Origin of the sequence: Nocardia sp. NPDC049737 (assembly GCF_040674755.1) — a bacterium.
Lineage (GTDB): Bacteria > Actinomycetota > Actinomycetes > Mycobacteriales > Mycobacteriaceae > Nocardia.
The window spans coordinates 41,294-65,583 of the sequence record NZ_JBFANH010000020.1 but is presented as its reverse complement, the minus strand read 5'-3'; the positions used below and the strand labels follow the sequence as shown (position 1 = coordinate 65,583).

The following is a 24,290-nucleotide window of genomic DNA, read 5'->3' as shown; positions in this document are numbered from 1 at the left end:
ACGGTCGAACAGGAGGTGGAGCGCCGTGCAGGGACTGATCCTGCAATTGACCCGTGCGGGGTTCCTGCTGCTGCTGTGGTTATTCGTGTGGGCGGTATTGCGCACCCTGCGCAGCGACATCTACGCGGCATCCGGCATCCGGATCCAGCCCAGGGCCGCACGCGGTTCCGCGGTGCTGCCGTCTTTCAGCCGAGGCCAGAAGGGCGCCAAATTTCTTGTGGTGACTCAAGGTTCACTCGCCGGCACTCGCATCTCGCTCGGCACCCAACCGGTGCTGATCGGACGTGCGGACGACTCAACGCTGGTACTCACCGATGATTACGCCTCGACCAGACATGCGCGGCTCTCGCCGCGCGGTGACGACTGGTACGTCGAAGACCTCGGCTCGACGAACGGCACCTACCTCGACCGCGCGAAAGTCACCACCGCAGTCCGAGTTCCACTCGGCACCCCCGTCCGTGTCGGCAAAACAGTGATCGAGCTGCGATCGTGACACTTGTTCTCCGCTACGCAGCGCGTAGCGACCGCGGTCTTGTCCGAGGCAACAACGAGGACTCCGTCTATGCGGGCGCACGGCTGCTCGCACTAGCCGACGGTATGGGCGGCCACGCCGCCGGCGAGGTGGCGTCGCAGTTGATGATCGCCGCGCTCGCCCACCTCGACGACGACGAACCAGGCGACGATCTGCTCGGCAAGCTCAATACCGCCGTCCACGAGGGCAATGCCGCCATTGCCGATCACGTCGAGGAAGAGCCCGAACTGGACGGCATGGGCACCACGCTCACCGCAATCCTGTTCGCGGGCAAAAAACTCGGCCTGGTCCACATCGGCGACTCGCGCGCGTATCTGCTGCGCGGCGGCGAGCTGGCCCAGATCACCCGCGACGACACCTTCGTCCAGTCGCTGGTCGACGAGGGCCGGATCACCCCCGAGCAGGCGCACACCCATCCGCAACGTTCGCTGATCATGCGCGCCCTGACCGGCAACGAGATCGAGCCGACGCTGATCATGCGCGAAGCCCGCGCCGGTGATCGCTATCTGCTGTGCTCCGACGGTCTGTCCGATGTGGTCAGCGATGAGACCATCGCCAACACCATGCGCGAGGGCAGCACCGACGAATGTGCCGACCGGCTCATCGAACTCGCCTTGCGCAGCGGCGGTCCGGACAACGTCACCGTGGTCGTCGCCGATGTCATAGATCTGGACTACGGGCAGAGCCATCCGATCGTCGCGGGCGCGGCATCAGGTCAGGACGAGGACACCCCACCGCCCAATACCGCCGCCGGGCGGGCCGCCGCGATGCGTCCACCGCGGGCCGAACCGCGCAGGGCCGCCGCCACACCGCAGACGCCGCCGCAGGGCAAATCGCATAAGCTGCGCTGGATTCTGCTCGCCGCCGCCCTGGTGCTGGCCGCGGCAATCGGACTGCTGGTCGGCTACAACATGATTCGCAGCAACTACTACGTCGGCGCGGATAACGACCAGGTCGTCATCATGCGTGGTCTGCCGGGTTCGGTGCTGGGTTACTCGATCCACGAGGTCGAAACGATCGCCTGTGTCGACCCGACCGGCTCCCTCACCCTGCTGCAGCCGGGCGAGAGTCTGCCGGCGAAATGCAAGGTGCTCAAGGTTTCCGATCTCAAGCAGACCGGACACGACCAGGTTGACAAGGGACTGCCGCCGGGTTCGCTGGACGAGGCGCGCAAGCAGATGCAGATGCTGGCGCGCAACGAACTGCTGCGTGCCTGCCCGTCCAAGGAGCCGGTGCCGCAGCCCGGCGTCGTGCCGCCCAGCGAACCGCCGACGCAGCCCGGTGCATCCGCGCCGACCACGGTCGCGCCGACCACCGAGAACCGGGCGCCCGCGCCCGAACCGCAGCCGGCCGAGACCAAGAGCCCCGACGCCAAGACCCCGACGGCGACGGCGTCGCCGAACCCCCAGACGGCGGGGGAGCCTTGCCGGGTGACGGACTGATGTCCGCTCCGGCACCACCGTCCGCTGGGGCCTTTCCCAGTCCCCCCGGCGGATTCGCGCCAGCGCCGCCGCCGTCGACGAAGCGCAATGCCGAACTCATCTTGCTCGCCGGTGCGACGGGCATCGTCACTGTTTCGCTGTTCCTTGTCGAGGCGAGTCAGGAACAATCGGTCACCTGGGATATCGCCAAGTACGGTCTCGCCTATCTGGCCCTCTTCGCGGTGGCGCATCTCGCGGTGCGGCGCTTCGCACCGTTCGCCGATCCGCTGCTCTTACCGATCGCCGCGCTGCTCAACGGACTCGGCTTGGTGCTGATCCATCGGCTCGATCTCGCCGATGCGCAGACCGCCGCCTACAATTCCTGGCCCATCCCCTCCCCCGACGCCAATCAACAGATCCTGTGGACCGGTCTGGGGATGATCATCTTCATCGCGATCCTGGTCGTGCTGAACGATTACCGCACGCTGGCCAAATACAGCTATACCCTGGGCCTGGTAGGCCTTGTCGCGCTGGCGATTCCGGCATTGCTGCCCGGGGCGTATTCGGAGACCAACGGCTCCAAGATCTGGATCAGACTGCCCGGATTGAGCGTGCAGCCGGGTGAATTCGCGAAGATCCTGCTGATCATCTTCTTCGCCTCGGTGCTGGTCGCCAAGCGCGATCTGTTCACCGCGGCCGGTCGGCATTTCCTCGGCATGGAGTTCCCGCGCGCCCGCGACCTCGGCCCGATTCTGGTGGTCTGGATCGTCTGCATCGGCGTGCTGGTCTTCGAAAAGGACCTCGGCACTTCACTGTTGATCTTCAGCACGGTGCTGGTGATGCTCTATATCGCGACCGAACGGGTCGGCTGGCTCGTCATCGGCGGCGCACTGCTGTGCATCGGATTCTTCTTCGCCTACCAGGCCTTCAGTCATGTGCGCGTGCGCACCCAGACCTGGTTGCACCCGTTCGCGGATTACAACAACACCGGCTACCAGATCTCGCAGTCGCTGTTCGGCCTGGCCACCGGCGGATTGGCGGGCACCGGCCTGGGCAGCGGACGGCCATCGCAGGTGCCCTTCGCCAAGACCGACTTCATCATCACCACCATCGGCGAGGAACTCGGCCTGTTCGGACTTGCCGCGGTGCTGCTGCTGTTCCTGGTGTTCGTGGTGCGCGGTCTGCGGACCGCACTGGCCGTGCGTGACAGCTTCGGCAAACTGCTGGCCGCCGGGTTGTCGTTCACCATCGCCATCCAGCTGTTCGTGGTGGTCGGCGGTGTCACCAAACTGATTCCGCTGACCGGTCTCACCACGCCGTTCATGTCCTACGGCGGTTCGTCGCTGCTGGCCAACTACGCCCTACTGGCACTGTTGATCAAGGTTTCCGACGCGGCACGTGCCCCGGCGCCGGTGCGCAAGAAGGATCCGGTGGCCCCGATCGCGGATGCGACCACCGAGCTTCTGCGCAAACCGGAAGCGAGGCCGCAGGAATGAACACGCCGCTACGACGGGTCGCGGTCGCGGTGATGCTCATGATCGTCGCGCTGCTGCTCAATGCCACCTATGTGCAGGTGATCAAGGCCGACGACTACCGCACCGATCCACGCAACTCACGCGTGCTGCTCGACGAATACGCCCGCCAGCGCGGGCAGATCTCCGCGGGCGGTACGGTACTGGCCAGTTCGGTCGCCACCGACGACCGTTACAAGTACCTGCGCACCTACCCCACCGACCCGGAAGCGTACGCACCGGCCACCGGCTTCTACTCGATGCAGTACGGCAGCACGGGTCTGGAGCGCGCCGAGGATACGGTGCTGAACGGTTCGGACAATGCGCTGTTCGGACGCCGCCTGATCGATATGATCTCCGGTCGTGATCCGCGCGGCGGCAATGTGCTCACCACGTTGGACCCGGTGATGCAGCAGACCGCCTACGAACAGTTGACCGCCAAGGGCTACACCGGTTCGGTGGTGGCGATCGAGCCGAGTACCGGCAAGATTCTCACCATGGTGTCCACCCCCAGCTACGACCCGAACCTGTTGTCCGGGCACGATGGCGCCCAGGGCACCAAGTCTTGGGAAGAGCTGAGTGCGGACCAGCGCCAACCCATGTTGAATCGTGCTGTGTCGCAGACCTATCCGCCGGGCTCCACCTTCAAGGTGGTCCTCACCGCCGCCGCGTTGGCCAACGGCACCGCAAACCCGGACGACCAGTTCACCGCCGCGCCGAACATCACATTGCCGGGGACAACCACGACGCTGGAGAACTACAACGGCACCACATGCGGCAGCGGGCCCACCGCGACGCTCACCGAGGCGTTCCGCAGATCCTGCAATACCGCATTCGTCGAACTCGGACTCAAGGTCGGCTCCTCCAACCTCAAGGACGAGGCCGCCGCATTCGGCATCGGCGCGCACCGCGGCATCCCGATTCCGGTCGCGGAGAGCACCGTCGGTACGATTCCGGACAATGCCGCGCTGGCCCAGAGCAGCATCGGCCAGCGCGATGTCGCACTCACCCCACTGGACAATGCGGTCATCGCCGCGACCATCGCGAACGGCGGCGTCCGCATGGAGCCGTACCTGGTCGACCAACTGCAGGGACCCGATCTGAGCGAGCTCTCGAAAAATAAACCGGTCTCGGTCGGCCAAGCTGTCAGCGCCCAGGTAGCGTCGACGCTGACCAACCTGATGATCGCGTCGGAGGACAACACCGTCGGACACGGCCAGACCCGGTACCAAATCGCCTCTAAGACCGGAACCGCCGAACACGGAAGCAATCCGCGCAATACGCCACCACACGCCTGGTACATCGCCTTCGCGCCCGCCCAGAACCCCAAGATCGCCATCGCGGTGATCGTGGAGAACGGCGGCGACCGGGCGTTGGCCGCGACCGGTGGCTCGGTGGCCGCGCCGATTGCCCGCGCGGTGTTAGACGCCGGTTTGCGAGGGCGCTGAGGGATATGAACGTGCGAGTGGATGTACGGGGGCCGGGATGCTGAACAACGGCGCGATGATCGCCGACCGATATCGGCTGCAACGCCTGATCGCCACGGGCGGTATGGGTCAGGTATGGGAGGCACTCGACACCCGGCTGGACCGCCGGGTTGCGGTGAAGGTGCTCAAATCCGAGTTCTCCGCCGACCCGACCTTCCGGCATCGGTTCCGCAGTGAGGCCAAGACCACGGCCCAGCTGAATCACCCGGGTATCGCCGGAATCTACGACTACGGCGAAACCATGGATCCCAGCGGCGGGGAAACCGCCTATCTGGTCATGGAATTGGTGCAGGGCGAACCGCTCAATACGGTGCTGAACCGGCTGGGCCGACTTTCGGTGGTCCAGGGTCTGGACATGCTGGAGCAGACCGGTCGCGCACTCGAGGTGGCGCACGCCGCGGGCGTCGTGCACCGTGACGTTAAGCCGGGCAATATCCTCGTCACGCCGACCGGTCAGGTGAAGATCACCGACTTCGGCATCGCCAAGGCGGTCGACGCCTCCCCGGTGACCAAGACCGGCATGGTGATGGGCACCGCCCAGTACATCGCGCCCGAGCAGGCGGTCGGCGAGGACGCGACCTCGGCCAGTGATGTGTACGCACTCGGCGTGGTCGGCTACGAGGCGCTGGCCGGGCAGCGGCCGTTCACCGGTGATGGTGCGATCACCGTCGCGATGAAACATGTGCGCGAGGCCCCGCCGCCGATGCCGTCGGATCTGCCGCCCAATGTGCGCGAGCTGATCGAGATCACCATGGGCAAGGATCCGGCCCTGCGCTATGCCAGCGGCGGCGAATTCGCCGATGCCGTTGCCGCCGTGCGCGCCGGACGCCGCCCACCACCGCCGATCGCCACCGGCGCACCGACGGCGACCGGTGCGACCCGGGTGCTGCCGCCAGGTCCGACCGTGATTCTGCCGTCGCATGACCACGATGGCCCGACGGTCCGGTACAACACCCCGGCCACCCCGATGGGGGTAGGGGGCGCTGCTTCGACCAGACAAACGCCCGCGCCCAGGACTGTGATGAGCTCCGGCGCCACGCGCACCAATCCCGGGCCCGATCCGGAGACCTCGAGGTTCACCACCGGCCAGAAGGTCGGCGCTGCCGTCGCGGTCGGCGCGGTGCTGCTCGTCGGTCTGGTGCTGTGGCTGCTGTTCGGCGGCGATACCAATCCGGATACCGTGCGCCCTGCCACCAGCACGTCGAAAGTCGCGCCGCCACCACCGGTCACCACACCGCCGACCACGACAACCGAGCCGCCGACGACCGTCATCACCACGACCAGACCGGCTCCGCCACCGCCGCCGACCGCGGAACCCACGACGACGACGCAGCCGCCGACCACAACACCGACCACCACAACGCCGACCACGACGAAGTCGTCGAAGACAACGAGTCCGTCGACCACCACAAGAAGCTCGTGGTTCCCTACGCTCGATTTACCATTTCCGGATAGTCCCGGTGCCCGAGGACCCTCGGCCACTCCAGGCGCTGCTACTCCGCAAGGACAACCATGACGACCCCGAAGAATCTCTCCTCCCGCTACGAGCTGGGTGAGATCATCGGGTTCGGCGGCATGTCCGAAGTCCACAAGGCGCGGGATCTACGGCTCAGCCGAGATGTCGCGATCAAGGTGTTGCGTGCCGATCTGGCCCGCGACCCGACGTTCTATCTGCGCTTCAAGCGCGAGGCGCAGAACGCCGCCGCACTGAACCATCCGGCCATCGTCGCGGTCTACGACACCGGTGAGGCGGAGGTGGACGGCGGACCGCTGCCGTACATCGTGATGGAGTACGTCGACGGTGAGACGCTGCGTGACATCGTGCGCGGTAAGGGTCCGATACCACCGCGCCGGGCCATGGAGGTCGTCGCCGACGTCTGCGCCGCACTGGATTTCAGCCATAAGGCCGGAATCGTGCATCGCGATATGAAGCCCGCCAACATCATGATCAACCGGGCCGGTGCGGTGAAGGTGATGGACTTCGGCATCGCGCGCGCACTCGCCGACAGCTCCAACCCGATGACCCAGACCGCGGCCGTTATCGGTACCGCGCAATATCTTTCGCCCGAGCAGGCGCGCGGTGAGACCGTCGACGCCCGCTCGGATGTGTATTCCGTCGGCTGTGTGCTGTTCGAAATCCTCACCGGCGAGCCGCCTTTCACCGGTGACTCGCCGATCGCCGTCGCCTACCAGCACGTCCGGGAGGATCCGCGGCTGCCTTCGCATGTGCACACCGGGGTGCCGCGCGAATTGGATTCCGTGGTGCTCAAGGCGATGAGCAAGAATCCGGCCAACCGGTACCAGTCGGCCGCCGAGATGCGTGCCGATCTGATCCGGGTGCTCGGCGGCCAGAAGCCGAGCGCGCCGATGGTGATGACCGACGAGGACCGCACCACCATCCTCGGCTCGAACGAACCGGCGCCGCGCAGCTTCCGCACCGTCGAACGCAATGACGACACCGCTGAGCAGGAACCCGCGGAACCGGCGAGTCCGCGACGCAATCTCTATATCGCGCTCGGCGCCGCCGCGGCGGTAATCGTGGCGTTCGCCCTGTTCTGGGTATTGATCGGGCCGGGCGCGCGCCCGGATCAGGTCGCCATACCCGACCTTTCGAACAAATCCGCGCAACAGGCCCAGGATTCGCTGCAGAAGCTCGGCTTCACGGTGGCCATCCAGCAGAAGCCGGATAACAAGGTCGCCACCGGCAATGTCATCTCCACCCAGCCGCTCGGCGGTTCCCGGGTCGATAAGGGCAGCACGATCACCGTGCAGGTCTCTGCCGGACCGGCGCAGGTGCAGATTCCTCGCCTCGACGGCATGACGCAGGAGCAGGCCGAGCAACAGCTGAACGCGAGCGGGTTGCGGATGGATCCGAATGTGCAGCGCAAGCCTTCGAGTGCGCAGGAGACGGACAAGGTGATCGGCACCGATCCGTCGGCGGGTTCGCGCGTCGATGTCGACCGGGCCATCGTCGTGATCCTCGGCTCCGGACCGGAGCAGATCCGGGTGCCGAATGTGGTCGGTCAGGACATCAGCGTCGCGCAGCCGAATCTGGTGGACAGCTCCGGATTCAAGATCACCATCCAGGATGTGCCGTCCTCGAAGCCCAAGGGCGAGGTCATCGCGACCACCCCGTCGGGTGGCAGCACCGCGGACAAGGGGTCCACAGTCACCGTGCAGGTTTCCAGCGGCGACATCGTCATGCCGAGCCTGATCGGCCTCACCACGGCGCAGGCGGTGGACAAGCTGCGGCAGGCAGGCTGGACCGGCACATCGGCACAGATCAGCCAATCCACCCAGGGCACCTTCGATACGAACAGCGTCGGTCGGGTCGTCAGCCAACAGCCTGCGGCCGGGTCGGCGATCGGGAAGAACGGAACGGTATCGATCACCACTTACGTCCTCGGTCCGCCGTAATAGCGGAGCCCAGGTCAGGGGTCTGAATACGCGGAGCGGCGGACCGCACGGTCCGATCGGCGCGAGAATGGGGCTGCTCATCCCAACCCACCGTGGAACAGGAGACAGCCCCATGACCACTGCCAGGGACATCATGAAACCCGGGGCCCAGTGGATTTCCAAGGACGATACCGTCGGGAAGGCTTCGCGGGTGATGGCCGAACTCGGCGTCGGCGCGCTGGTCATCGCCGACCACAACGAGCGGATGTGCGGGATCATCACCGACCGCGACATTGTGGTCAAATGCATTGCCCAGGGGCGATCCCCGGCCACTACGCGTGCCGAAGACCTCTGCGACGCGACGCCGCGGTGGATCGCCGCCGATGCGGATGTCGAAGAGGTGCTCGATGCGATGGAAAGTCACCGGATCAAGCGGATGCCGGTGATCGATGCCAAGCGGCTGGTCGGGATGATCAGCGAGGCCGACCTGGCACGCCACCTCGACGACAACCAGCTCAGCGAATTCGTCACCGCGGTCTACGGCAGGCCCTGACCGATCAGGAAAGATTCAGGTGGCGATTCATCGACATCGCCTCCTCGGCCAGCTCCGTCAATTCGACCACCTCGACGCCGTGCTGGCGCAACTGCTCCACCCCGACACAATTGGTTACGAAGGTCGTCGGTTCCCGCCAGGCGATGACGACGCGTGCAATCCCGGCCTGCAGAATCCGGTCGGTGCACGGCAGCCGGGTCGCGGTGGCGCGCTGCGAACACGGTTCCAGGGTGCTGTAAATCGTCGCCCGCGCCAACCGGGGATCGTCCGCGTCGAGCTTGTCGAGCGCGGCCTCCTCGGCATGGACCTTCTCGTCGGTCTCGCGCGAGTAGCCGGTCGAGATCTCGACGCCGTCGGCCACGATTACCGCGCCGACGGAGAACGCGGTCGAGCTGGGCGGGCACAGCCGTGCCAGTTCGATTGCCCGGCGCATGAATTGGATATCGGTCTGCTCCTCGGACTCGCGCGGCAGGTAGCGCAGCAATGCGACATCGCCGATCCGAGTGACATCAGCCAGGTGCATTCGGCGGGCCGGGTAGCTCGCGGGGCCGAGAAATCGCGGCGCCGCGGCATGTCCGACGACGATCGGCGCGACCGCCATCTGCAATTCGTCGGCCAGATCCGCTGCGAGAAACCGCGTGAGGATGCGGGTGCCGCCCTCTACCATCAGCCGGGCGATGCCGCGGCGGCCGAGATCGTCGAGCAACGCACCGAGGTCGATATCGACACCGAGCCGGACCACCTCCGCCAGACCCGCCAACCGATCATCGAGCTTCGACGCACCGGCATCTGTGGTGTAGACGAGTTTGTCACCGCCGTGGTGCCAGAAACGCAGCTCCGGATCCAGATCACCGCGTGCGCTCACGGCAATCTTCAACGGATACTCCGGTCTTCCGGCCGCGACGCGCGCGGCCCGCCGGTCGGCACTGTTGACCAGCAATCGCGGATTATCGCGCCGCAGCGTCTCGGCGCCGATCAGGATCGCATCGGACTCCGCCCGTACCTGATCTACCCGATCGAAATCCGCGTCATTGGACAGCTTCAGCCGCTCCGGGGTCGCATCGTCGATATATCCGTCGACACTGACCGCGACGGACAGCAGCACATAGGGCCGTCGCGTCACTGGGTCACCAGTGCCGCGACCTCCGCCTCCAGCATCTCCACCAGCCCCTCGGACGGACGCTCGCCGCATACCTCCAGCCAGTTCGCCAACATCCGATGCCCGCCCTGGGTCAGCACCGATTCGGGATGGAACTGCACGCCGTGAATCGGCAGCGTGCGGTGCCGCATGGCCATCACGATCTCGGATTCGGTCCGGCCGATCACCTCGATATCGGCGGGCAGGGTGTTCTCGAGAACGGTGAGCGAGTGGTATCGAGTCGCGGTGAACGGATCGGGCAGACCGCCCAGCACACCCACGCCGAGGTGGAAGACCGAGCTGGTCTTGCCGTGCAGCAGCTCCGGTGCGCGAGTCACGGTGGCGCCGAACGCCTCTCCGATGGCCTGATGGCCGAGGCATACCCCGAGCAGCGGAATGCCGTGCCGCGCGCAGGCGTGCACCAGATCGATGCTCGCGCCCGCCCGATCCGGTGTGCCCGGACCGGGGCTGATCAGAATGCCGTCGTATTCGGTGACAACCGCATCCAGATCGGCCAACTGCGGGTCGTCATTGCGCCAGACCACGGCCTCGGCACCCAACTGGCCGAGGTACTGCACCAGGTTGAACACGAAGCTGTCGTAGTTGTCGACGACCAGTACACGCATGCTGACGAGATTACGTGGCGACCCGGCGGACCGTCGCGCGCATTACCAGTTGGGATAGCCTAGAGGCAGACCGGAGGGGACCTGAGCCCTCACCCGGACCGTCTCGGCCCCCGCCGGATCGGGTTCTGTGGTGCGCGAGCTCGGCCATAATTCAACCGAATCTCCCCGCCGGTATCCGACCCGAACGCCGAACACGAGGACGACATGCCCAAGTCGAAGGTCCGTAAGAAGACCGACTACACGATCAATCCCGCCAGCCGCACACCGGTCAAGGTGAAGGCGGGACCGTCCCCGGTCTGGTACGTCGTGATCATGCTCGGCTTCATGCTGGCCGGGCTGGTCTGGCTGCTCGTCTACTACCTCGCCAATGACCGCATTACCTGGATGGCGGATCTCGGGGCGTGGAACTTCCTGATCGGCTTCGGTCTCATGGTTATCGGCCTGATCATGACGATGCGGTGGCGTTGATCCGCATAACGCCGGGATTACAGACGTGTCATTCATGCACACCTGTGGATAACCATGTGGACAACTCGAGGAACGATGGGGGAAAGTGACACGTGGATCCCGAATCCGATTCGCCTGATCCGCTCCCCGAACCACGCACCACCTGGACCACACCGATGGCCGGGCTCATCGCGGTCACCATCGGCGGCGTGGTGCTGGCCGGTGCCGCCATCCTCGCGAAGGACGGCCCGAGTCGACTGCTGATCGGATTGGCGGCGGTCGGCCTGCTGGCCTTGGCCGGACTCGGATTCCGACAGCGCCCGCGCCTGAGCATTACCGCCGATCCACAGCCACGGCTGGTGGTTCGCACTCTCACCGGACCGACCGAATACACTCGCGATCAGATCATGCGGGCCCGGGTCGTCGGCTATCGCCGCCTCGGCCGCAAAAATCCCATGCTCGAAATCGACGTCGAGCACCACGGCGATGAACGCCTGCTGATCTTCGGCCGCTGGGACCTCGGCACCAGTCCGGACGAGGTCTTCGAAACCCTCGTCGCACACGGATTGGCGCAATAGCCGCGCGCCGAACGTGCGCGGCAGCAACGTTTCACGTGAAGCATTTACCGCAGCGATATCGCCGCGGCCACGATGACGGCGAGTGCCGCCACGGCAACGGCGGCGACTGCGGCCCAACCGATCAGTCGTGCGTTCTCTTGTGTTTTCGCGCGCAGCCACTCCGGCAGGAACAGAATGCCGAGTGCGGCAAGAGTGCCCGCGGCGAGTCCGCCGAGGTGTCCGGCCAACGAGATACCGGGCAGCGAGAAGCTGATGAAGACATTGATGCCGATGAGGATCAACATCTGATTCGGATTCTGCCGCACCCGGATCAGGACCACCGTGATCGCGCCGAACAGTCCGTAGACCGCACACGATGCGCCCGCGGTGAGGCTGTCCCTGGCGAAAACCATCACCGCGGCCGAACCGCCGAGCAGTGCCACCAGGTAGACCACCAGATAGCGCGCCCGTCCGAGCACCGGCTCGATACTGCGGCCGACCACATACAGCGCGAACATATTGAGCAGCAGGTGGATCGGACCGTAGTGCAGGAAGCCGGAGCCGATCAGCCGCACGTACTGGCCGTGCGCCACCGCGGGTGGATACAGCACCCAGTCGATGTAGAGCGCGGAATGCCCGGTGTTCTCCACCAGACTCTTCGATTGACCCGCGGTGACCGCGAAGACAATCGTGTTCAGCGCGATCAGCACATAGGTGACGTACGGAATCGGGGTCCGCTCGGTCTGCGCACCGGCGACGGTGCGCACCGGCCGGACCTCACGCTGCGCCTGACGGACGCAGTCGACACAGTGCTGTCCGACTGCCGCGGGTCGCAGACATTCCGGACAGGCCGGTCGCCCGCACCGAGTGCAGGCCAGGCCCGTAGGACGATTGGGGTGGCGGACGCACGTCGGTGCGGGCGGTTGAGCATTCATCGGATTATTCGATAGTGATCTTGGAGATGGTGACGGCTTCCTTGGGACGGTCGTTGCGATCGGTCGGCGTGGTCGCGATGGCATCCACGACCTTGCGCGAATCGGGGTCGACGACCTCCCCGAAGATGGTGTGCTTGCGGTTCAGATGCGGCTGCGCGCCGACGGTGACGAAGAACTGCGAACCATTGGTGCCCGGTCCCGCATTCGCCATCGCCAGCAGGTAGCCGCGATCGAAGCGCAGCTCCGGATGGAATTCGTCGCCGAATTCGTAGCCGGGTCCACCGCGTCCGGTGCCGGTTGGGTCACCACCTTGAATCATGAACCCGTCGATCACCCGGTGGAAACTCACGCCGTCGTAGAACGGGCCGGAGGTGCCGCCGCTGGCGTTCTCCGTCGTGTACGGTGCTGATCCATCGGCCAGGCCGACGAAGTTCCGCACCGTCTTCGGGGCGTGGTTACCGAAGAGCGAGATCTTGATGTCGCCGTGGTTGGTGTGCAACGTGGCCACGGCGGTCTGATTCGGTGAGGTCACCCCGTCATGCTAGTCAGCGAGACATCGATGTTCGCCACACCGGTCCCTAGGCACGCAGGGATCACATGATTCTGGCCCTACTGCGCGATGCGCCGTCATGTGCCACAGTTGTCGAATGACCTTGGGGCGCCTACTCACCTCCGCACGTTCTCGTAACCGACTGATCGCCGCGGTCGTCGTCGCGCTGGCCGGTGGCGTGGCCTGGTTGGTTCGCAGCAAGCGCCCCCAACCGCCGGAACCGGCGCCGGCGCCGCCGCGAATCGGTTACTCCCGCAATGGCTCCGCGCCGAACCCATTGGCAGGTGCCGGCGCGGACAACGGTCGCTGACGACCGAGAGCTCGCACCCGGTCAGCGGCTGACGGTGCGCTTGTACTGCCGCAGCGCGAGCGGGATGAACAGCGCGAGGATGATCACCACCCACGCCAGCGTGGTCGCCACCGGATGCTGCATGGACCAGGCGTCCGACTTCGGCGCCATCGGACTGGTATTGCCGAACAGATCGCGGGTCGCCTGGGTGACCGCTGAGACCGGATTCCACTCGGCGAATACCCGCAGCGCCGTCGGCAGATTCTCTAGCGGCACGAAGGTATTGGCCAGGAACGTCAGCGGGAAGATCACCATGAAGCTGGCGTTGTTGAACACCTCGGGCGCGCGAACCAGCAGGCCGACCACGGCCATGATCCAGGAGATCGCGTACGCGAACAGCAGCAACAGCACATAGGCCAGCACCGCGTCGAGCAAGGATCCGCGAATCCGCCAGCCGACGACATAACCGGTCACCGACATCACCACCAGGCTGACCACATTGATCACCACATCGCTGATGGTGCGCCCGACCAGCACGGCCGACGGCGCCATCGGGAGCGAGCGGAACCGGTCGATAATGCCCTTCTGCATATCCTCGGCCAGGCCCAATCCGGTGAACGTCGCGCCGAAGACCACCGACTGCGCGAAGATGCCCGCGATAAGGAACTCCCGGTAGCCGCCCGACATGCCGGGCACCTCGATCGCCGAGCCGAAGATATAGGCGAACAGCAGCACGAACATGATCGGCGACAGCGTCGAGAAGATCAGCACGTCGGGTACACGCTTGATCTTGATGACATTGCGCTTCGCGATGGTCACACTGTCGGTGCAGACGATGACGAGGCGTTCGCCGAGTGGCATGCGAATTCTGGTGTCCACGCTGGCCGCGGTCATCACTTGCGTCCTTCCGTTACTTCGAGCCGATCCGCAGGCTTATCGCCGTTACCGTTGATCAACTCCTCGGCCTCGTGACCGGTGAGCGTGAGGAAGACGTCGTCCAGTGACGGACGACGCAAACCGACATCGTGGATCTGCACATTGTGTGTGGTCAGCCGGCCGATGGCATCGACGAGCGCCTGCGATCCGTCACTGACCGGAACGGTGATCCGGCGCAGTCCGGGTTCGAGATGGATCTCCCCGTCCGCCAAACCCTCGAGCGCCTGCTGGGCGGTCGCGAGATTGTCGGCATGGTCGACGGTGAGTTCGATGCGATCGCCGCCGACCAGCGTTTTGAGTTCATCCGCGGTGCCGCGGGCGATCACCTTGCCGTGGTCGATCACCGCGATGGCATCGGCCAGCCGATCGGCCTCCTCCATGTACTGCGTGGTGAGCAAGAGCGTGGTGCCGCCGGCCACCAGTTCCTCGATGACATCCCAGAGGTCGAGGCGCGCACGCGGGTCGAGTCCGGTGGTCGGCTCGTCCAGGAAGAGCACCGGTGGATTGGCCACCAGTGCACCGGCCAGGTCGAGCCGTCGGCGCATACCGCCCGAATAGCCCTTGACCGGCCGGTCGGCGGCATCACTGAGTCGGAAGCGCTCCAGCAATTCCCGCGCGCGCTCCTTACTGCGCTGCACGCCCATGTGATAGAGCCGACCGACCATCTCCAGGTTCTCGAATCCGGTGAGATATTCGTCGACGGCGGCATATTGCCCGGACGCGCCGATGCGCGAGCGCAGGGCCTGTGGATTGCGCAGCACGTCGATACCCGCGACGGTCGCGCGGCCGGCATCCGGAATGAGCAGGGTGGTGAACACCCGGACCGTGGTGGTCTTGCCCGCACCGTTGGGTCCGAGCAATGCGGTGACGGTACCCTCGGGCACCGCCAGGTCGAGTCCATCGAGGGCGACCAACTGGCCGTATCGCTTGACCAGACCCTCGGCGACGATTGCGTCGGGCATGCTTCTCCTGAGGTTCGCTCGCTCGGGCGAGGTGGCTCATTACTCGAGTCAGTATTGCCCTGGGCACCGACAATTTCCGGTGATTTTTCGTCCACCTGGGCTTTTCAGCGATCGAACGGGCCCGAGTTGCGACCGAACACCAAAACGGTCGCATCCCTTTCCAGGCGGTGCTCGGGGGTGCCGGTTCGGGATGCGACCGATTCGATCGTCCCGCCGGGTACCGGTCCGATCGCGCGTAGCGCACTACCCGATTCGGACCTGGCCGCTACTCGGGATCCGCGTGGCCGACATGCCCGCGCCCGAACGACACGCGACAAATCCGACCGAATCTGCCGTGCAACCGCTCAACCCGCACAGCGATTACGGACGCGCAGCAACCGGTCGGCATGGTTTTCACATTTACCTCGACCGCGTAGTGAGCTCCCATCCCGGCCGTAAAACACTGCGCGCCAACATTTTTGATAGCAGTCATCGAATCGACGAGCGGGCCGTCAACCCACCGGTCCGGCTATCCAGGCGGCGTCCGCAGCTGTCGCAGGTGAGCCGTCCCGAAAAATCTTGGAAAGTGGTGATCCCCACGCACACACAAACCCGGATCATCGCGTAGGATCGTTCACGTCGGCCCCTCCCCCCCGGGCCGACCTTACGCGGGCCTCGGCTAACTCCCCCCCTTCGCCGAGGCCCGCTCCCCATTTCCGGGGCAGCTCAGCCCCACTCAGCTATCTGTCGGCACCGCCGGTTCGTCCGCCGTGCCCACCGATAGCCAGGCCGCCGTCAATCGTTGCGCCCGTACCTTTCCGGCGGTCGCCAGCAACCGACGATCCCGCTCCCACCGCTCGCGAACGACCGGATCGGCCTCAGCCCACAGCGGCTCCAGTTCCGTCAGCACCTGCTCGAAATACTCGTACGCGCCGCCCAATGCGATATGACCGCCGGGCGAGGTCGGCCGATCCATCTCGAGGCCGCGCACGAACGCCACCGCCGCGAGTAACCGCTGCAGCGTCGCCCGCGGCCAGCCGGACTCGCGCCCGACCCGCACCAGCCAGCCGAGGGTGGCCGCGAGCACATGGACGTCTTCGATGGTGCGGAACGGTTTGAGGTAGTCCGAGTAGCCGTCGCCAGGCAGCGGTTCGGCCGCGGCATCGGTGAATGTGACCGAGGCGTGCGGGATTTCGGGTGCGAACGGTACGCCGGGCAGATTCGTCACATTGACGCCGGGCTGTGTCGCATCGACGAGCACGGCGCGCAGCAGATTGCGCCCGCCCGCCGCCGTGCCCGCACTGGCGATCACCAACAGTCGCCGCGCGAGTATCCCCAATGTGGTGAATGTCTTGGTGCCGTTGACCCGCCAGCCGCCGTCGGTCTCGGTCACCTGGGTCGTGATCGCCGACGGATGCGCGCCGCCCGCCTCGGTCGCGGAGACCGCGACCAGCTCATCGGCCGGGAGTTCGGGCAGCAACGCCCGCAGCGCCTGCTGATATCCGGACAGGAATGCGAAACCCAGTCGGTCCGCACCGAAACCACCGGCGATCGCGATATCGACCGTGGTATCGAACCGCTCGGTGGCCGCCCGGTGCCGCGTCCACGCATCGGTGATCGATTCGAGCGGTGTCGAATCGAGCGCCTCGGTCAGCAAAAAGTCGAACACAGAGTTCACTCGTGCACGCTAACCGACAATCATCGCCCTGCTCGCGCCAGCAAGGCCCTGCTCGCGCCAGCAAGCCAGCGACACCTCGCGATCCTTATCCGGAACGTCGGCGATGCGACAGGAGAATCTCAGGATCACCAGGTATCACTGACTCGTCATTCCCTGAGGAGCCTGACCAGTGACGAAACCCGATCTCGCGCGCCGAAGGGCGCTCTACGACGCCGAGGCACGGCTGTCATGGGTGCTCGCCGCACTGGCCGGTCTCATCGGAGCCGCGGCATTCATGCATACCGAGGGCTACTTCGTCACGTTCATGACCGGCAATACCGAGCGCGCCGTGCTCGGCTACTTCCACGACGAACCCGATATCGCCGTCGCAGCGGCCCTGCTCATGCTCTCGTTCCTCGCCGGCGTCGTGGTGGCTTCCTGGTGCCGCAGGCACTACTGGTCCGGTCATCCGCACGGCCCGACCCTGCTCACCACACTCAGTCTCGCCGTGGCATCCCTGCTGGACGGTATCCTCTACTGGGCGACGAACGCCACCAATATCGACCTCATCCCAATCCTGTTCGTAGCCTTCGGCGTCGGCGCGCTCAACACCTCATTCGTCAAGAACGGCGAGGTCTCGATCCCCCTCAGTTACGTCACCGGCACCCTCGTCAAGATGGGCCAGGGCATCGAACGCCATATCAGCGGCGGCGATTACGCCGACTGGCTCGGCTACTTCCTGCTGTATGCCGCCTTCGGCGCGGGCGCGCTCTTCGGCGGATTACTGAGCCTGCTCATCGCGGGCTGGGCCATGCTCATCACCGCCACCGTGGTGTGCCTGATCACTACCGGCTACACCTACCTGCACCTGGACCGCCACGGCCCGCCCACGACGAGCTGACCCATGTGCGCGCCGTCGAGGCGACGGATACGGTTGTCCGGTGGGGAGTTTCGATCATCCGAAGCCGGATCACCTTGCGGCACTTGCACAACACCGCACCTGGGCCGAAGTCCGGCCACTACTTCGGCCGATTCTGCGTCCGACAACCTACAAGCAAGCCGCGCTCGACAATCTGCTGCACCGCCGGCCCGAGGCCGACGAGATCGACACCCGGTTCGTCAGCCGCCCGGCCTTCCCATTCGTCGACGAATTGGTCGCGATCGACCTGCCGAATACGCGATCGGTCATCAACTACTCGACCCTGGCGATGTGGCCGGTCTCCACCGACGAGGTCTTCGCGGCGGCCCGCGAAAATCTGGAAGCAATTGCGCAGCCGCATAATCCGCGCGGCAATGCCATCCTCACCCGCACCGATCGCGACGGCGACGCGTATCTCACCTCCTGGCCACTCGCTCCGGGTTGGTTGGCGAGTTTCAGCCAGCGCTACGCCGGCCGTCGCCCGGTCGTCTTCATGCCCGATATCGATACTCTGATCGTGGTCCCCGATATCCCACATCTACTCGCCCGCATCTACCGTCAGGTCGAGCAACAGTACGTCGATGCACGCCACCGCCTTTCGCCCCAGGGTTACACCCTCGACGAGGACAACGCCGTTGTCCCCTTCGACCGCGCAGGCCGACACGAACAACACCGAACCGCCGCCCGCGCCGGATACCGCCTGGCCATCGAGGAATACGCCGCGCAGGCCGACTGGCTCAACGAAGCACTCGAACGCGACCTCGAATTCACCCACTGCGGCTTGCAGATGGCCATCGTCGGCGAGGTAAAGCTGGCAGGCACCGACACTCGCCCCTACACCTACACCATCTGGGGCAAAGGCGTCGACTACCTACTCCCTGCCGCCGACTACATCATGTTCGCCAGCACCGATGCCGACAACAACGCCGTTCCCGTTTGCACCGTGCCGCTCACCGCGGCCCTCGAAATAACCGGCCTCGCACCGATTCCCGGCATGTCACCCATCCGATTCGAAGCCCGCTTCTGGCCCGATGAAACAATGCTCACCCAGTTGAAGCAGGCCTCGGTCGCCCTGTGAATCGGGCGGGGACTCGGTCCTGATATCCGGCTGCCCACCATCGCGTCCGCTTGGACGGGGTGCTCGGCTGGATGATCGTCGATCACGACGTGGCCAAGCAGGCCTTCGTCGAGCCGACCATCAGCAAGAAGATCGGATCGCAGCAGGGGCGGGTCGTTATGGCCGAACACGGCGCCGACGGCTAGTACAACGGCGCCATCGACGACAACATGCTTTTCGCCGACCCGCCGCAGCACATCCGCCTGCGCAGCCTCGTCGCGAAGGCTTTCGCGAGCCGCGCCATCCGCGATCTCGGACCTCGAATCGAGCAGATCGCCGACACCCTGCTGGACGACCTGACCACCTTCGACCCGACCCGCAACGACACCCGAAACATCGCATTCGGCCACGGCATCCACTACTACATCGGCGCCGCCCCAGCCCGCATGGAAGCAACAATCGCCCGCACCCGCCTACTGGCTCGCATCCCAGCCACGTCGCTGGACATACCGGCCACCGAGCTGACATGGCGAAAGAGCCTCCTGATCCGCGGCCTCACCACCCTCCCCGTCCACCTCTCGTCCACCACCGCGGTCGATACCGAAGCCGGAACGATTTGCGACACCGTGGACCCAGCCACCCCCTGGACCGAGCCCGACAACCTCGACGAGCCAGCTAGCCCGCCTGCCCGGGCCCGGTCACCCAATGCGCGCATCAAGCGCCGAGGCACTCCCTCTCACGCAACCACAACCAAGGGGCAGCGCGCGGCATCCGGTCACGCGAATCAGGTATGAGGCCCCCGCCCTGGGTACGGCAACTGGAATGCAAGCCAGGCCAGGTCCGAGACACAGCGCGTCATCTGTGCAAGCGATTCAGGCCGGGTCCGGGGCCGCAGCCCGTCATCTGTGCAAGCGATCCAGGCCGGGTCCGGGGCCACAGCCCGTCATCTGTACAAGCGATCCAGGCCGGGTCCGGGGCCACAGCCCGTCATCTATGCAAGCGATCCAGGCCGGGTCCGAGACACAGCGCATCACCTATGCAAGCGATCCAGGCACGTGGGGGGTCCCGGGGGGCGAAGCCCCCTCCGGGGTGGGGCTTGGGGGCTTCGCCCCCAAAAAATACGCGGAACAAACAAAAGCGAGCGCTCTCCGCGAGCACTCGCCTCCCAGTTTGTGGAGCCTAGGGGAATCGAACCCCTAACCCCTGCCTTGCAAAGGCAGTGCTCTGCCAATTGAGCTAAGGCCCCGAATCCCTACTGTCCGAAGACAGTTCAGCGGGTGGTGACTTCGTGCCACAGGTCCGCATCGTCGCGCTTGCGCAGCTTGGTGATTCCGATGAGAACCGCGACAACGACACTGACCGTGAGAAGGATTTTCATGATTCCCACCCTACTGTGATGTTCGGGAGTGGGCCTAGGAGGACTTGAACCTCCGACCTCTTCGTTATCAGCGAAGCGCTCTAACCGCCTGAGCTATAGGCCCTTATTTCCTGTTCGGATACCCGCCGAAGCTGCTAACCGAACCGAGGCACGAGATTACCTTACCCGCCCGCCGATGACCAAAACGGCCGGTCACCGCCCTGTGTGAGGACAACGACCGGCCGTGTGGACATTGTTCTAATCGGGGTCGGCCAGGGTGACCTGGATGCCGCCGACGAGGTCGCAGCACTGGTTGTAGATGAAGACGCCGACGGTCGCCAATGCGGTGAAAAGCACCACATTGATCAGACCGATGACACCCGCATAGCCGAATACCGAACCGGCATCGACCAACCCTACTGAGCCGCTGTCGGAGGAGACCATATCGGTGAAGGTGCTGTTGAGCCGCTCCCACACACCCATGCCCTCGAGCACGATGTAGAGCAGACCGACCGCGAGCATCCACACGAAGAACATGGCCACGCTGATCACCAGCGAGATCTTCAGCGTCGACCATGGGTCGATCCGGCGGATCTGCACCGTGGCTCGCAATGGTTCACCGGAGGCGACGGCCGCCGCGACTGCGACCGGAACCGCGGGCGAGACCGGTGTGGCCTGCGGACCCGCCGGGGTCTCGACCGGCAGCGGGTGCCGGATCTCGGACAGGTCCGGCATGTCCTTGATCAGTTCCGGTCGAGCGATGCTGCGGGTCGGCCCGTCGATGCCGACGGACTTCACCATCGCCGCTTCCTTGCGCGCCGCCTTGGCCGCGAGATCCGCTGTTGTGCGGGCATTGCCGCCACCGAGACCGCCACCGCCGAGGCCACCACCCCCGCCGCTGTTGAGCCCACCACCACTGTTGAGCCCACCACCGCCGAGTCCACCACTGGTGGAATTCGGGCGACCGGTTACCGGCGACTGTCCGGGACGGTACAGGTTCGACTGCGGCTCCCGCTGCGGCAGCTGCGACCAGCCCTCCTGGAAGGGCGACTGGCCACCGCCGTTCGATGCCGAGCGCTCGCCTGGCGCCGGCGCGGCCGACTCGCCGGAGTTACCCGGCCGAGCCGCCCGCTGATCGAATGCCTCCGGCCCGTCCGCACCCGAGCTCGGCTCCGGCGCCTTGAACGCGACTTCGCCTTGCTGGCTGTGCATTTCGTGCGGCTGGGCCCCTCCCTGCGGGCCACTCGGCTGGCCGTTCTCGGCCGATGCGACCGGCCGTGGGATCGGCCGCGGCGGAATCGGTGACGGTGCGATCCGTTCGGTTACACCGTTCGTCTGGTGCCGCTCGTCGTTCGGCTGATTCGTGGTCAATGGGAATCCTTAGATCCGTTCGTTGCCGCCGCTATGGGGTTACTGCTCAGAGGAACCGGTGTCGCCGTCTCCGCCGACGATCGAATCAGGATCGGGTTCGTCGGCATTGCGCGCGATAGCAAGCAACGTATCGCCATCGGCGAGGTTCATCAATCGCACGCCCTTGGTCTGTCGTCCAGCCTTACGAACCTGCTTCGCCGCCGTCCGGATTACGCCACCGCCGGACGTGATCGCATACAACTCATCCTCGTCGTCGACGATGAGCGCACCGACCAGGGTGCCACGCTTGGTGTCGTATTGGATAGTCAATACGCCTTTACCGCCACGACCCTGCGGGGTGTATTCCTCGATCGCGGTCCGCTTGGCGTAACCACCAGAGGTCGCGACGAGCAGATAGGTGTCGGCGCGAACCACATTGAGCGACAACAGTTCATCGTCGGCATTGAATCGCATGCCCTGCACACCGGAGGTGGCCCGCCCCATCGGACGCAGTGCCTCATCGGTGGCGGAGAAGCGGATCGACTGACCGCGCGCCGACACCAGCAGCAGATCGTCATCGGCCGAGCACAGTACGGCGCCGACCAATTCGTCGTCATCGCGCAGATTCACCGCGACGATGCCGCCGCTGCGGTTGGAATCGAAGTCGGACAGCTTCGACTTCTTGACCAGGCCGTTCTTGGTGGCGAGCACCAGATAGGGCGCATCTTCGTAACCCTTGATCTGAATGATCTGGGCGATCTTCTCATCTGGCTGGAACGCAAGCAGGTTCGCGACGTGCTGACCGCGCGCGGTCCGGCTGGCCTCGGGCAATTCGTAGGCCTTGGCCCGGTACACCCGGCCCTTATTGGTGAAGAACAGCAGCCAGTCGTGCGTGGAGCTGATGAAGAAGTGCTTGACGATATCGTCCTGCTTGAGGCCCGCACCCTGCACGCCCTTGCCGCCGCGCTTCTGGCTGCGATACAGGTCGGTCTTGGTGCGCTTGGCGTAGCCGGTCTCCGTCACGGTGACGACCACGTCCTCACGGGCGATCAGGTCCTCGTCGGCCATATCGCCGTCGTTGGCCACGATCTTGGTGCGCCGGTCGTCGCCGTACTTCTCGACGATCTCCTTCAGCTCGTCGCGCACGATCGCGCGCTGGCGTTCCGGCTTCTCGAGAATGTCCTTGAGGTCGGCGATCTCGGCCTCGATCTTGGCCAATTCGTCGACGATCTTCTGCCGCTCCAGGGCCGAGAGGCGCCGCAGCTGCATGTCGAGGATGGCGGTGGCCTGGATTTCGTCGATATCGAGCAGCTGCATCAGGCCGGTGCGCGCGGTGTCGGTGTTGGCCGAGCGCCGGATCAGCGCGATGACCTCGTCCAACGCGTCCAGTGCCTTGACCAGGCCGCGCAGGATGTGGGCCCGCTCCTCGGCCTTGCGCAGCAGGTAACGGGTGCGCCGGACGATGACTTCCAACTGATGCTCGACGTAGAGCCGGATCATCTGATCCAGGCGCAGCGTGCGCGGCACACCGTCCACGATGGAGAGCATGTTGGCGCCGAAGCTGGTCTGCAGCTGGGTGTGCTTGTAGAGGTTGTTCAGCACGACCTTGGCGACCGCGTCCCGCTTGACGGTCACCACGATGCGCATGCCGGCCCGGTCGGAGGACTCGTCGTGGATATCCGAGATACCCGCGATCTTGCCGTCCTTCACCTGCTCGGCGATCGAGTTTATGAAGTTGTCGGTGTTGACCTGGTAGGGCAGCTCGGTGATGACGATCGTGGTGCGACCGCGATTGTCCTCTTCGATCTCGACGACACCGCGCATCCGGATCGAACCGCGACCGGTGGTGTAAGCGTCGTGGATGCCCTGGCCGCCGACGATCAGGCCGTAGGTCGGGAAGTCCGGCCCCTTCACCCGCTCCATGCAGGCGGCGAGGGTGGATTCCTCGTCGGCCTCGTAGTTCTCCAGCGCCCAGTAGATGGCCTCGGCCAGCTCGTTGAGATTGTGCGGCGGCACATTGGTGGCCATACCGACCGCGATGCCGTTGCTGCCGTTCATCAGCAGGGCGGGCACCCGGCTCGGCAGCACGGTCGGCTCCTGCGAGCGACCGTCGTAGTTGGGGATGAAATTGACCGTCTCATGGTCGATTTCGCGCAGCATCTCCATCGCGAGCGGGGTCAGCCTGCACTCGGTGTAGCGCATCGCGGCCGCGCCGTCATTGCCCCGCGAACCGAAGTTGCCCTGGCCGTCGACCAGCGGATAGCGCAGCGACCACGGCTGCGCCATGCGCACGAGGGTGTCGTAGATCGACGAGTCGCCGTGCGGGTGATAGTTACCCATGGTCTCGGCGACCGGACGGGCGGACTTCACATAACCGCGGTCGGGCCGATAGCCGTTGTCGTACATCGCGTACAGCACCCGGCGGTGCACCGGCTTGAGGCCGTCGCGCACCTCGGGCAGCGCGCGGCCGACGATCACGCTCATCGCGTAATCGATGTAGCTGTTCTGCATCTCGTTCTGGATATCGACCGGTTCGATCCGGTCGCCCGCTCCGCCGTTCGGTGGCAGCGTTGTTTCAGTCATCTGGAGATCTCCTTATAGCGGACGTGGAATCGGCCTTCGCGCAGCGCA

At 65.3% G+C, this 24,290-nt stretch carries 24 protein-coding genes and 2 tRNA genes; 14 read left to right on the top strand and 12 right to left on the bottom strand.

All coding sequences use genetic code 11. From position 1 onward, the window contains the following. Window positions 1–25: 25 nt before the first annotated feature. The 7 genes from AB0J47_RS25600 to AB0J47_RS25570 all read left to right on the top strand — a co-directional run bounded on the left by AB0J47_RS25600 (window position 26) and on the right by AB0J47_RS25570 (window position 8,900). Entirely contained in the window at window positions 26–493 is a 468-nt protein-coding gene (locus AB0J47_RS25600) for an FHA domain-containing protein (RefSeq protein WP_014980860.1), read from the top strand. Continuing rightward, window positions 490–1,974 (top strand): protein phosphatase 2C domain-containing protein, encoded by a 1,485-nt coding sequence (locus tag AB0J47_RS25595; RefSeq protein WP_364350840.1) that lies wholly within the window; start codon window positions 490–492, stop codon window positions 1,972–1,974. The genes AB0J47_RS25600 and AB0J47_RS25595 overlap by 4 nt, the downstream gene beginning before the upstream one ends. Continuing rightward, on the top strand, window positions 1,974–3,449 hold the full coding sequence (locus AB0J47_RS25590; RefSeq protein WP_364350837.1) for an FtsW/RodA/SpoVE family cell cycle protein: 1,476 nt from the start codon (window positions 1,974–1,976) through the stop codon (window positions 3,447–3,449). The genes AB0J47_RS25595 and AB0J47_RS25590 overlap by 1 nt, the downstream gene beginning before the upstream one ends. Further along, window positions 3,446–4,912, top strand: coding sequence for a penicillin-binding protein 2 (locus tag AB0J47_RS25585; protein ID WP_364350834.1), 1,467 nt, complete (start codon window positions 3,446–3,448; stop codon window positions 4,910–4,912). Before AB0J47_RS25590 ends, AB0J47_RS25585 begins: the two co-directional genes overlap by 4 nt. Window positions 4,913–4,949: 37 nt before the next feature. Further along, window positions 4,950–6,467, top strand: coding sequence for a protein kinase (locus tag AB0J47_RS25580; protein WP_364350831.1), 1,518 nt, complete (start codon window positions 4,950–4,952; stop codon window positions 6,465–6,467). After that, a complete protein-coding gene (gene pknB, locus AB0J47_RS25575) occupies window positions 6,464–8,368 on the top strand; it encodes a Stk1 family PASTA domain-containing Ser/Thr kinase (protein ID WP_364350827.1) in 1,905 nt (634 codons plus the stop codon). The genes AB0J47_RS25580 and pknB overlap by 4 nt, the downstream gene beginning before the upstream one ends. A gap of 112 nt (window positions 8,369–8,480) precedes the next feature. Further along, window positions 8,481–8,900: a CBS domain-containing protein gene (locus tag AB0J47_RS25570; RefSeq protein WP_364350824.1), complete on the top strand. Its 420-nt coding sequence runs from the start codon at window positions 8,481–8,483 to the stop codon at window positions 8,898–8,900. A gap of 4 nt (window positions 8,901–8,904) precedes the next feature. On the opposite strand, the gene AB0J47_RS25565 is transcribed toward AB0J47_RS25570, so the two are convergent. Next, entirely contained in the window at window positions 8,905–10,023 is a 1,119-nt protein-coding gene (locus AB0J47_RS25565) for a dihydrofolate reductase family protein (RefSeq protein WP_364350821.1), read from the bottom strand. Continuing rightward, a complete protein-coding gene (locus AB0J47_RS25560; RefSeq protein ID WP_364350818.1) occupies window positions 10,020–10,664 on the bottom strand; it encodes an aminodeoxychorismate/anthranilate synthase component II in 645 nt (214 codons plus the stop codon). The genes AB0J47_RS25565 and AB0J47_RS25560 overlap by 4 nt, the downstream gene beginning before the upstream one ends. Before the next feature lie 204 nt (window positions 10,665–10,868). Here AB0J47_RS25560 and crgA point away from each other — a divergent pair, with 204 nt between their 5' ends. Next, entirely contained in the window at window positions 10,869–11,132 is a 264-nt protein-coding gene (crgA, locus tag AB0J47_RS25555) for a cell division protein CrgA (protein WP_364350815.1), read from the top strand. 155 nt (window positions 11,133–11,287) lie between these two features. Further along, the gene (locus tag AB0J47_RS25550; protein WP_364351124.1) at window positions 11,288–11,689 is read left to right on the top strand and encodes a PH domain-containing protein; all 402 of its coding nucleotides are present in this window, start codon (window positions 11,288–11,290) and stop codon (window positions 11,687–11,689) included. 44 nt (window positions 11,690–11,733) lie between these two features. Here AB0J47_RS25550 and AB0J47_RS25545 read toward each other — a convergent pair whose 3' ends face one another. Continuing rightward, window positions 11,734–12,603 (bottom strand): rhomboid family intramembrane serine protease, encoded by an 870-nt coding sequence (locus AB0J47_RS25545; protein ID WP_364350812.1) that lies wholly within the window; start codon window positions 12,601–12,603, stop codon window positions 11,734–11,736. 4 nt (window positions 12,604–12,607) lie between these two features. Then, window positions 12,608–13,135, bottom strand: coding sequence for a peptidylprolyl isomerase (locus AB0J47_RS25540; RefSeq protein WP_364350808.1), 528 nt, complete (start codon window positions 13,133–13,135; stop codon window positions 12,608–12,610). A 115-nt stretch (window positions 13,136–13,250) separates the two neighbouring features. Between AB0J47_RS25540 and AB0J47_RS25535 the strand changes: the two genes are divergently transcribed. Further along, window positions 13,251–13,463, top strand: coding sequence for a hypothetical protein (locus AB0J47_RS25535; RefSeq protein WP_063044151.1), 213 nt, complete (start codon window positions 13,251–13,253; stop codon window positions 13,461–13,463). A 21-nt stretch (window positions 13,464–13,484) separates the two neighbouring features. On the opposite strand, the gene AB0J47_RS25530 is transcribed toward AB0J47_RS25535, so the two are convergent. After that, the gene (locus tag AB0J47_RS25530) at window positions 13,485–14,303 is read right to left on the bottom strand and encodes an ABC transporter permease (protein ID WP_364351121.1); all 819 of its coding nucleotides are present in this window, start codon (window positions 14,301–14,303) and stop codon (window positions 13,485–13,487) included. A 32-nt stretch (window positions 14,304–14,335) separates the two neighbouring features. After that, window positions 14,336–15,340 (bottom strand): ATP-binding cassette domain-containing protein, encoded by a 1,005-nt coding sequence (locus AB0J47_RS25525; RefSeq protein WP_364350803.1) that lies wholly within the window; start codon window positions 15,338–15,340, stop codon window positions 14,336–14,338. 280 nt (window positions 15,341–15,620) lie between these two features. Between AB0J47_RS25525 and AB0J47_RS25520 the strand changes: the two genes are divergently transcribed. Next, entirely contained in the window at window positions 15,621–15,947 is a 327-nt protein-coding gene (locus tag AB0J47_RS25520; RefSeq protein WP_364350800.1) for a hypothetical protein, read from the top strand. Window positions 15,948–16,055: 108 nt separating this feature from the next. Here AB0J47_RS25520 and AB0J47_RS25515 read toward each other — a convergent pair whose 3' ends face one another. Beyond that, the gene (locus tag AB0J47_RS25515) at window positions 16,056–16,997 is read right to left on the bottom strand and encodes an acyl-CoA dehydrogenase family protein (protein ID WP_364350797.1); all 942 of its coding nucleotides are present in this window, start codon (window positions 16,995–16,997) and stop codon (window positions 16,056–16,058) included. Between the two features lie 169 nt (window positions 16,998–17,166). Between AB0J47_RS25515 and AB0J47_RS25510 the strand changes: the two genes are divergently transcribed. The 3 genes from AB0J47_RS25510 (at window position 17,167) to AB0J47_RS25500 (ending at window position 19,746) form a co-directional block, all read left to right on the top strand. Further along, on the top strand, window positions 17,167–17,877 hold the full coding sequence (locus AB0J47_RS25510) for a YoaK family protein (protein ID WP_364350794.1): 711 nt from the start codon (window positions 17,167–17,169) through the stop codon (window positions 17,875–17,877). A gap of 40 nt (window positions 17,878–17,917) precedes the next feature. After that, window positions 17,918–18,973, top strand: a complete 1,056-nt coding sequence (locus AB0J47_RS25505) for a hypothetical protein (RefSeq protein WP_364350791.1) — start codon at window positions 17,918–17,920, stop codon at window positions 18,971–18,973. A gap of 209 nt (window positions 18,974–19,182) precedes the next feature. Continuing rightward, window positions 19,183–19,746, top strand: coding sequence for a hypothetical protein (locus AB0J47_RS25500; RefSeq protein ID WP_364350788.1), 564 nt, complete (start codon window positions 19,183–19,185; stop codon window positions 19,744–19,746). A 379-nt stretch (window positions 19,747–20,125) separates the two neighbouring features. On the opposite strand, the gene AB0J47_RS25495 is transcribed toward AB0J47_RS25500, so the two are convergent. From AB0J47_RS25495 to gyrA, 5 genes are all read right to left on the bottom strand, one after another. After that, a tRNA-Ala gene (locus AB0J47_RS25495) sits at window positions 20,126–20,198 on the bottom strand. Window positions 20,199–20,222: 24 nt separating this feature from the next. Further along, on the bottom strand, window positions 20,223–20,330 hold the full coding sequence (locus AB0J47_RS25490) for a DLW-39 family protein (protein ID WP_364350785.1): 108 nt from the start codon (window positions 20,328–20,330) through the stop codon (window positions 20,223–20,225). A gap of 29 nt (window positions 20,331–20,359) precedes the next feature. After that, window positions 20,360–20,433: transfer RNA gene (locus tag AB0J47_RS25485), tRNA-Ile, on the bottom strand. Window positions 20,434–20,567: 134 nt separating this feature from the next. Next, entirely contained in the window at window positions 20,568–21,521 is a 954-nt protein-coding gene (locus AB0J47_RS25480) for a DUF3566 domain-containing protein (protein ID WP_364351118.1), read from the bottom strand. Window positions 21,522–21,719: 198 nt separating this feature from the next. After that, window positions 21,720–24,242: a DNA gyrase subunit A gene (gene gyrA / locus AB0J47_RS25475; RefSeq protein ID WP_364350782.1), complete on the bottom strand. Its 2,523-nt coding sequence runs from the start codon at window positions 24,240–24,242 to the stop codon at window positions 21,720–21,722. Window positions 24,243–24,290 lie beyond the last annotated feature (48 nt).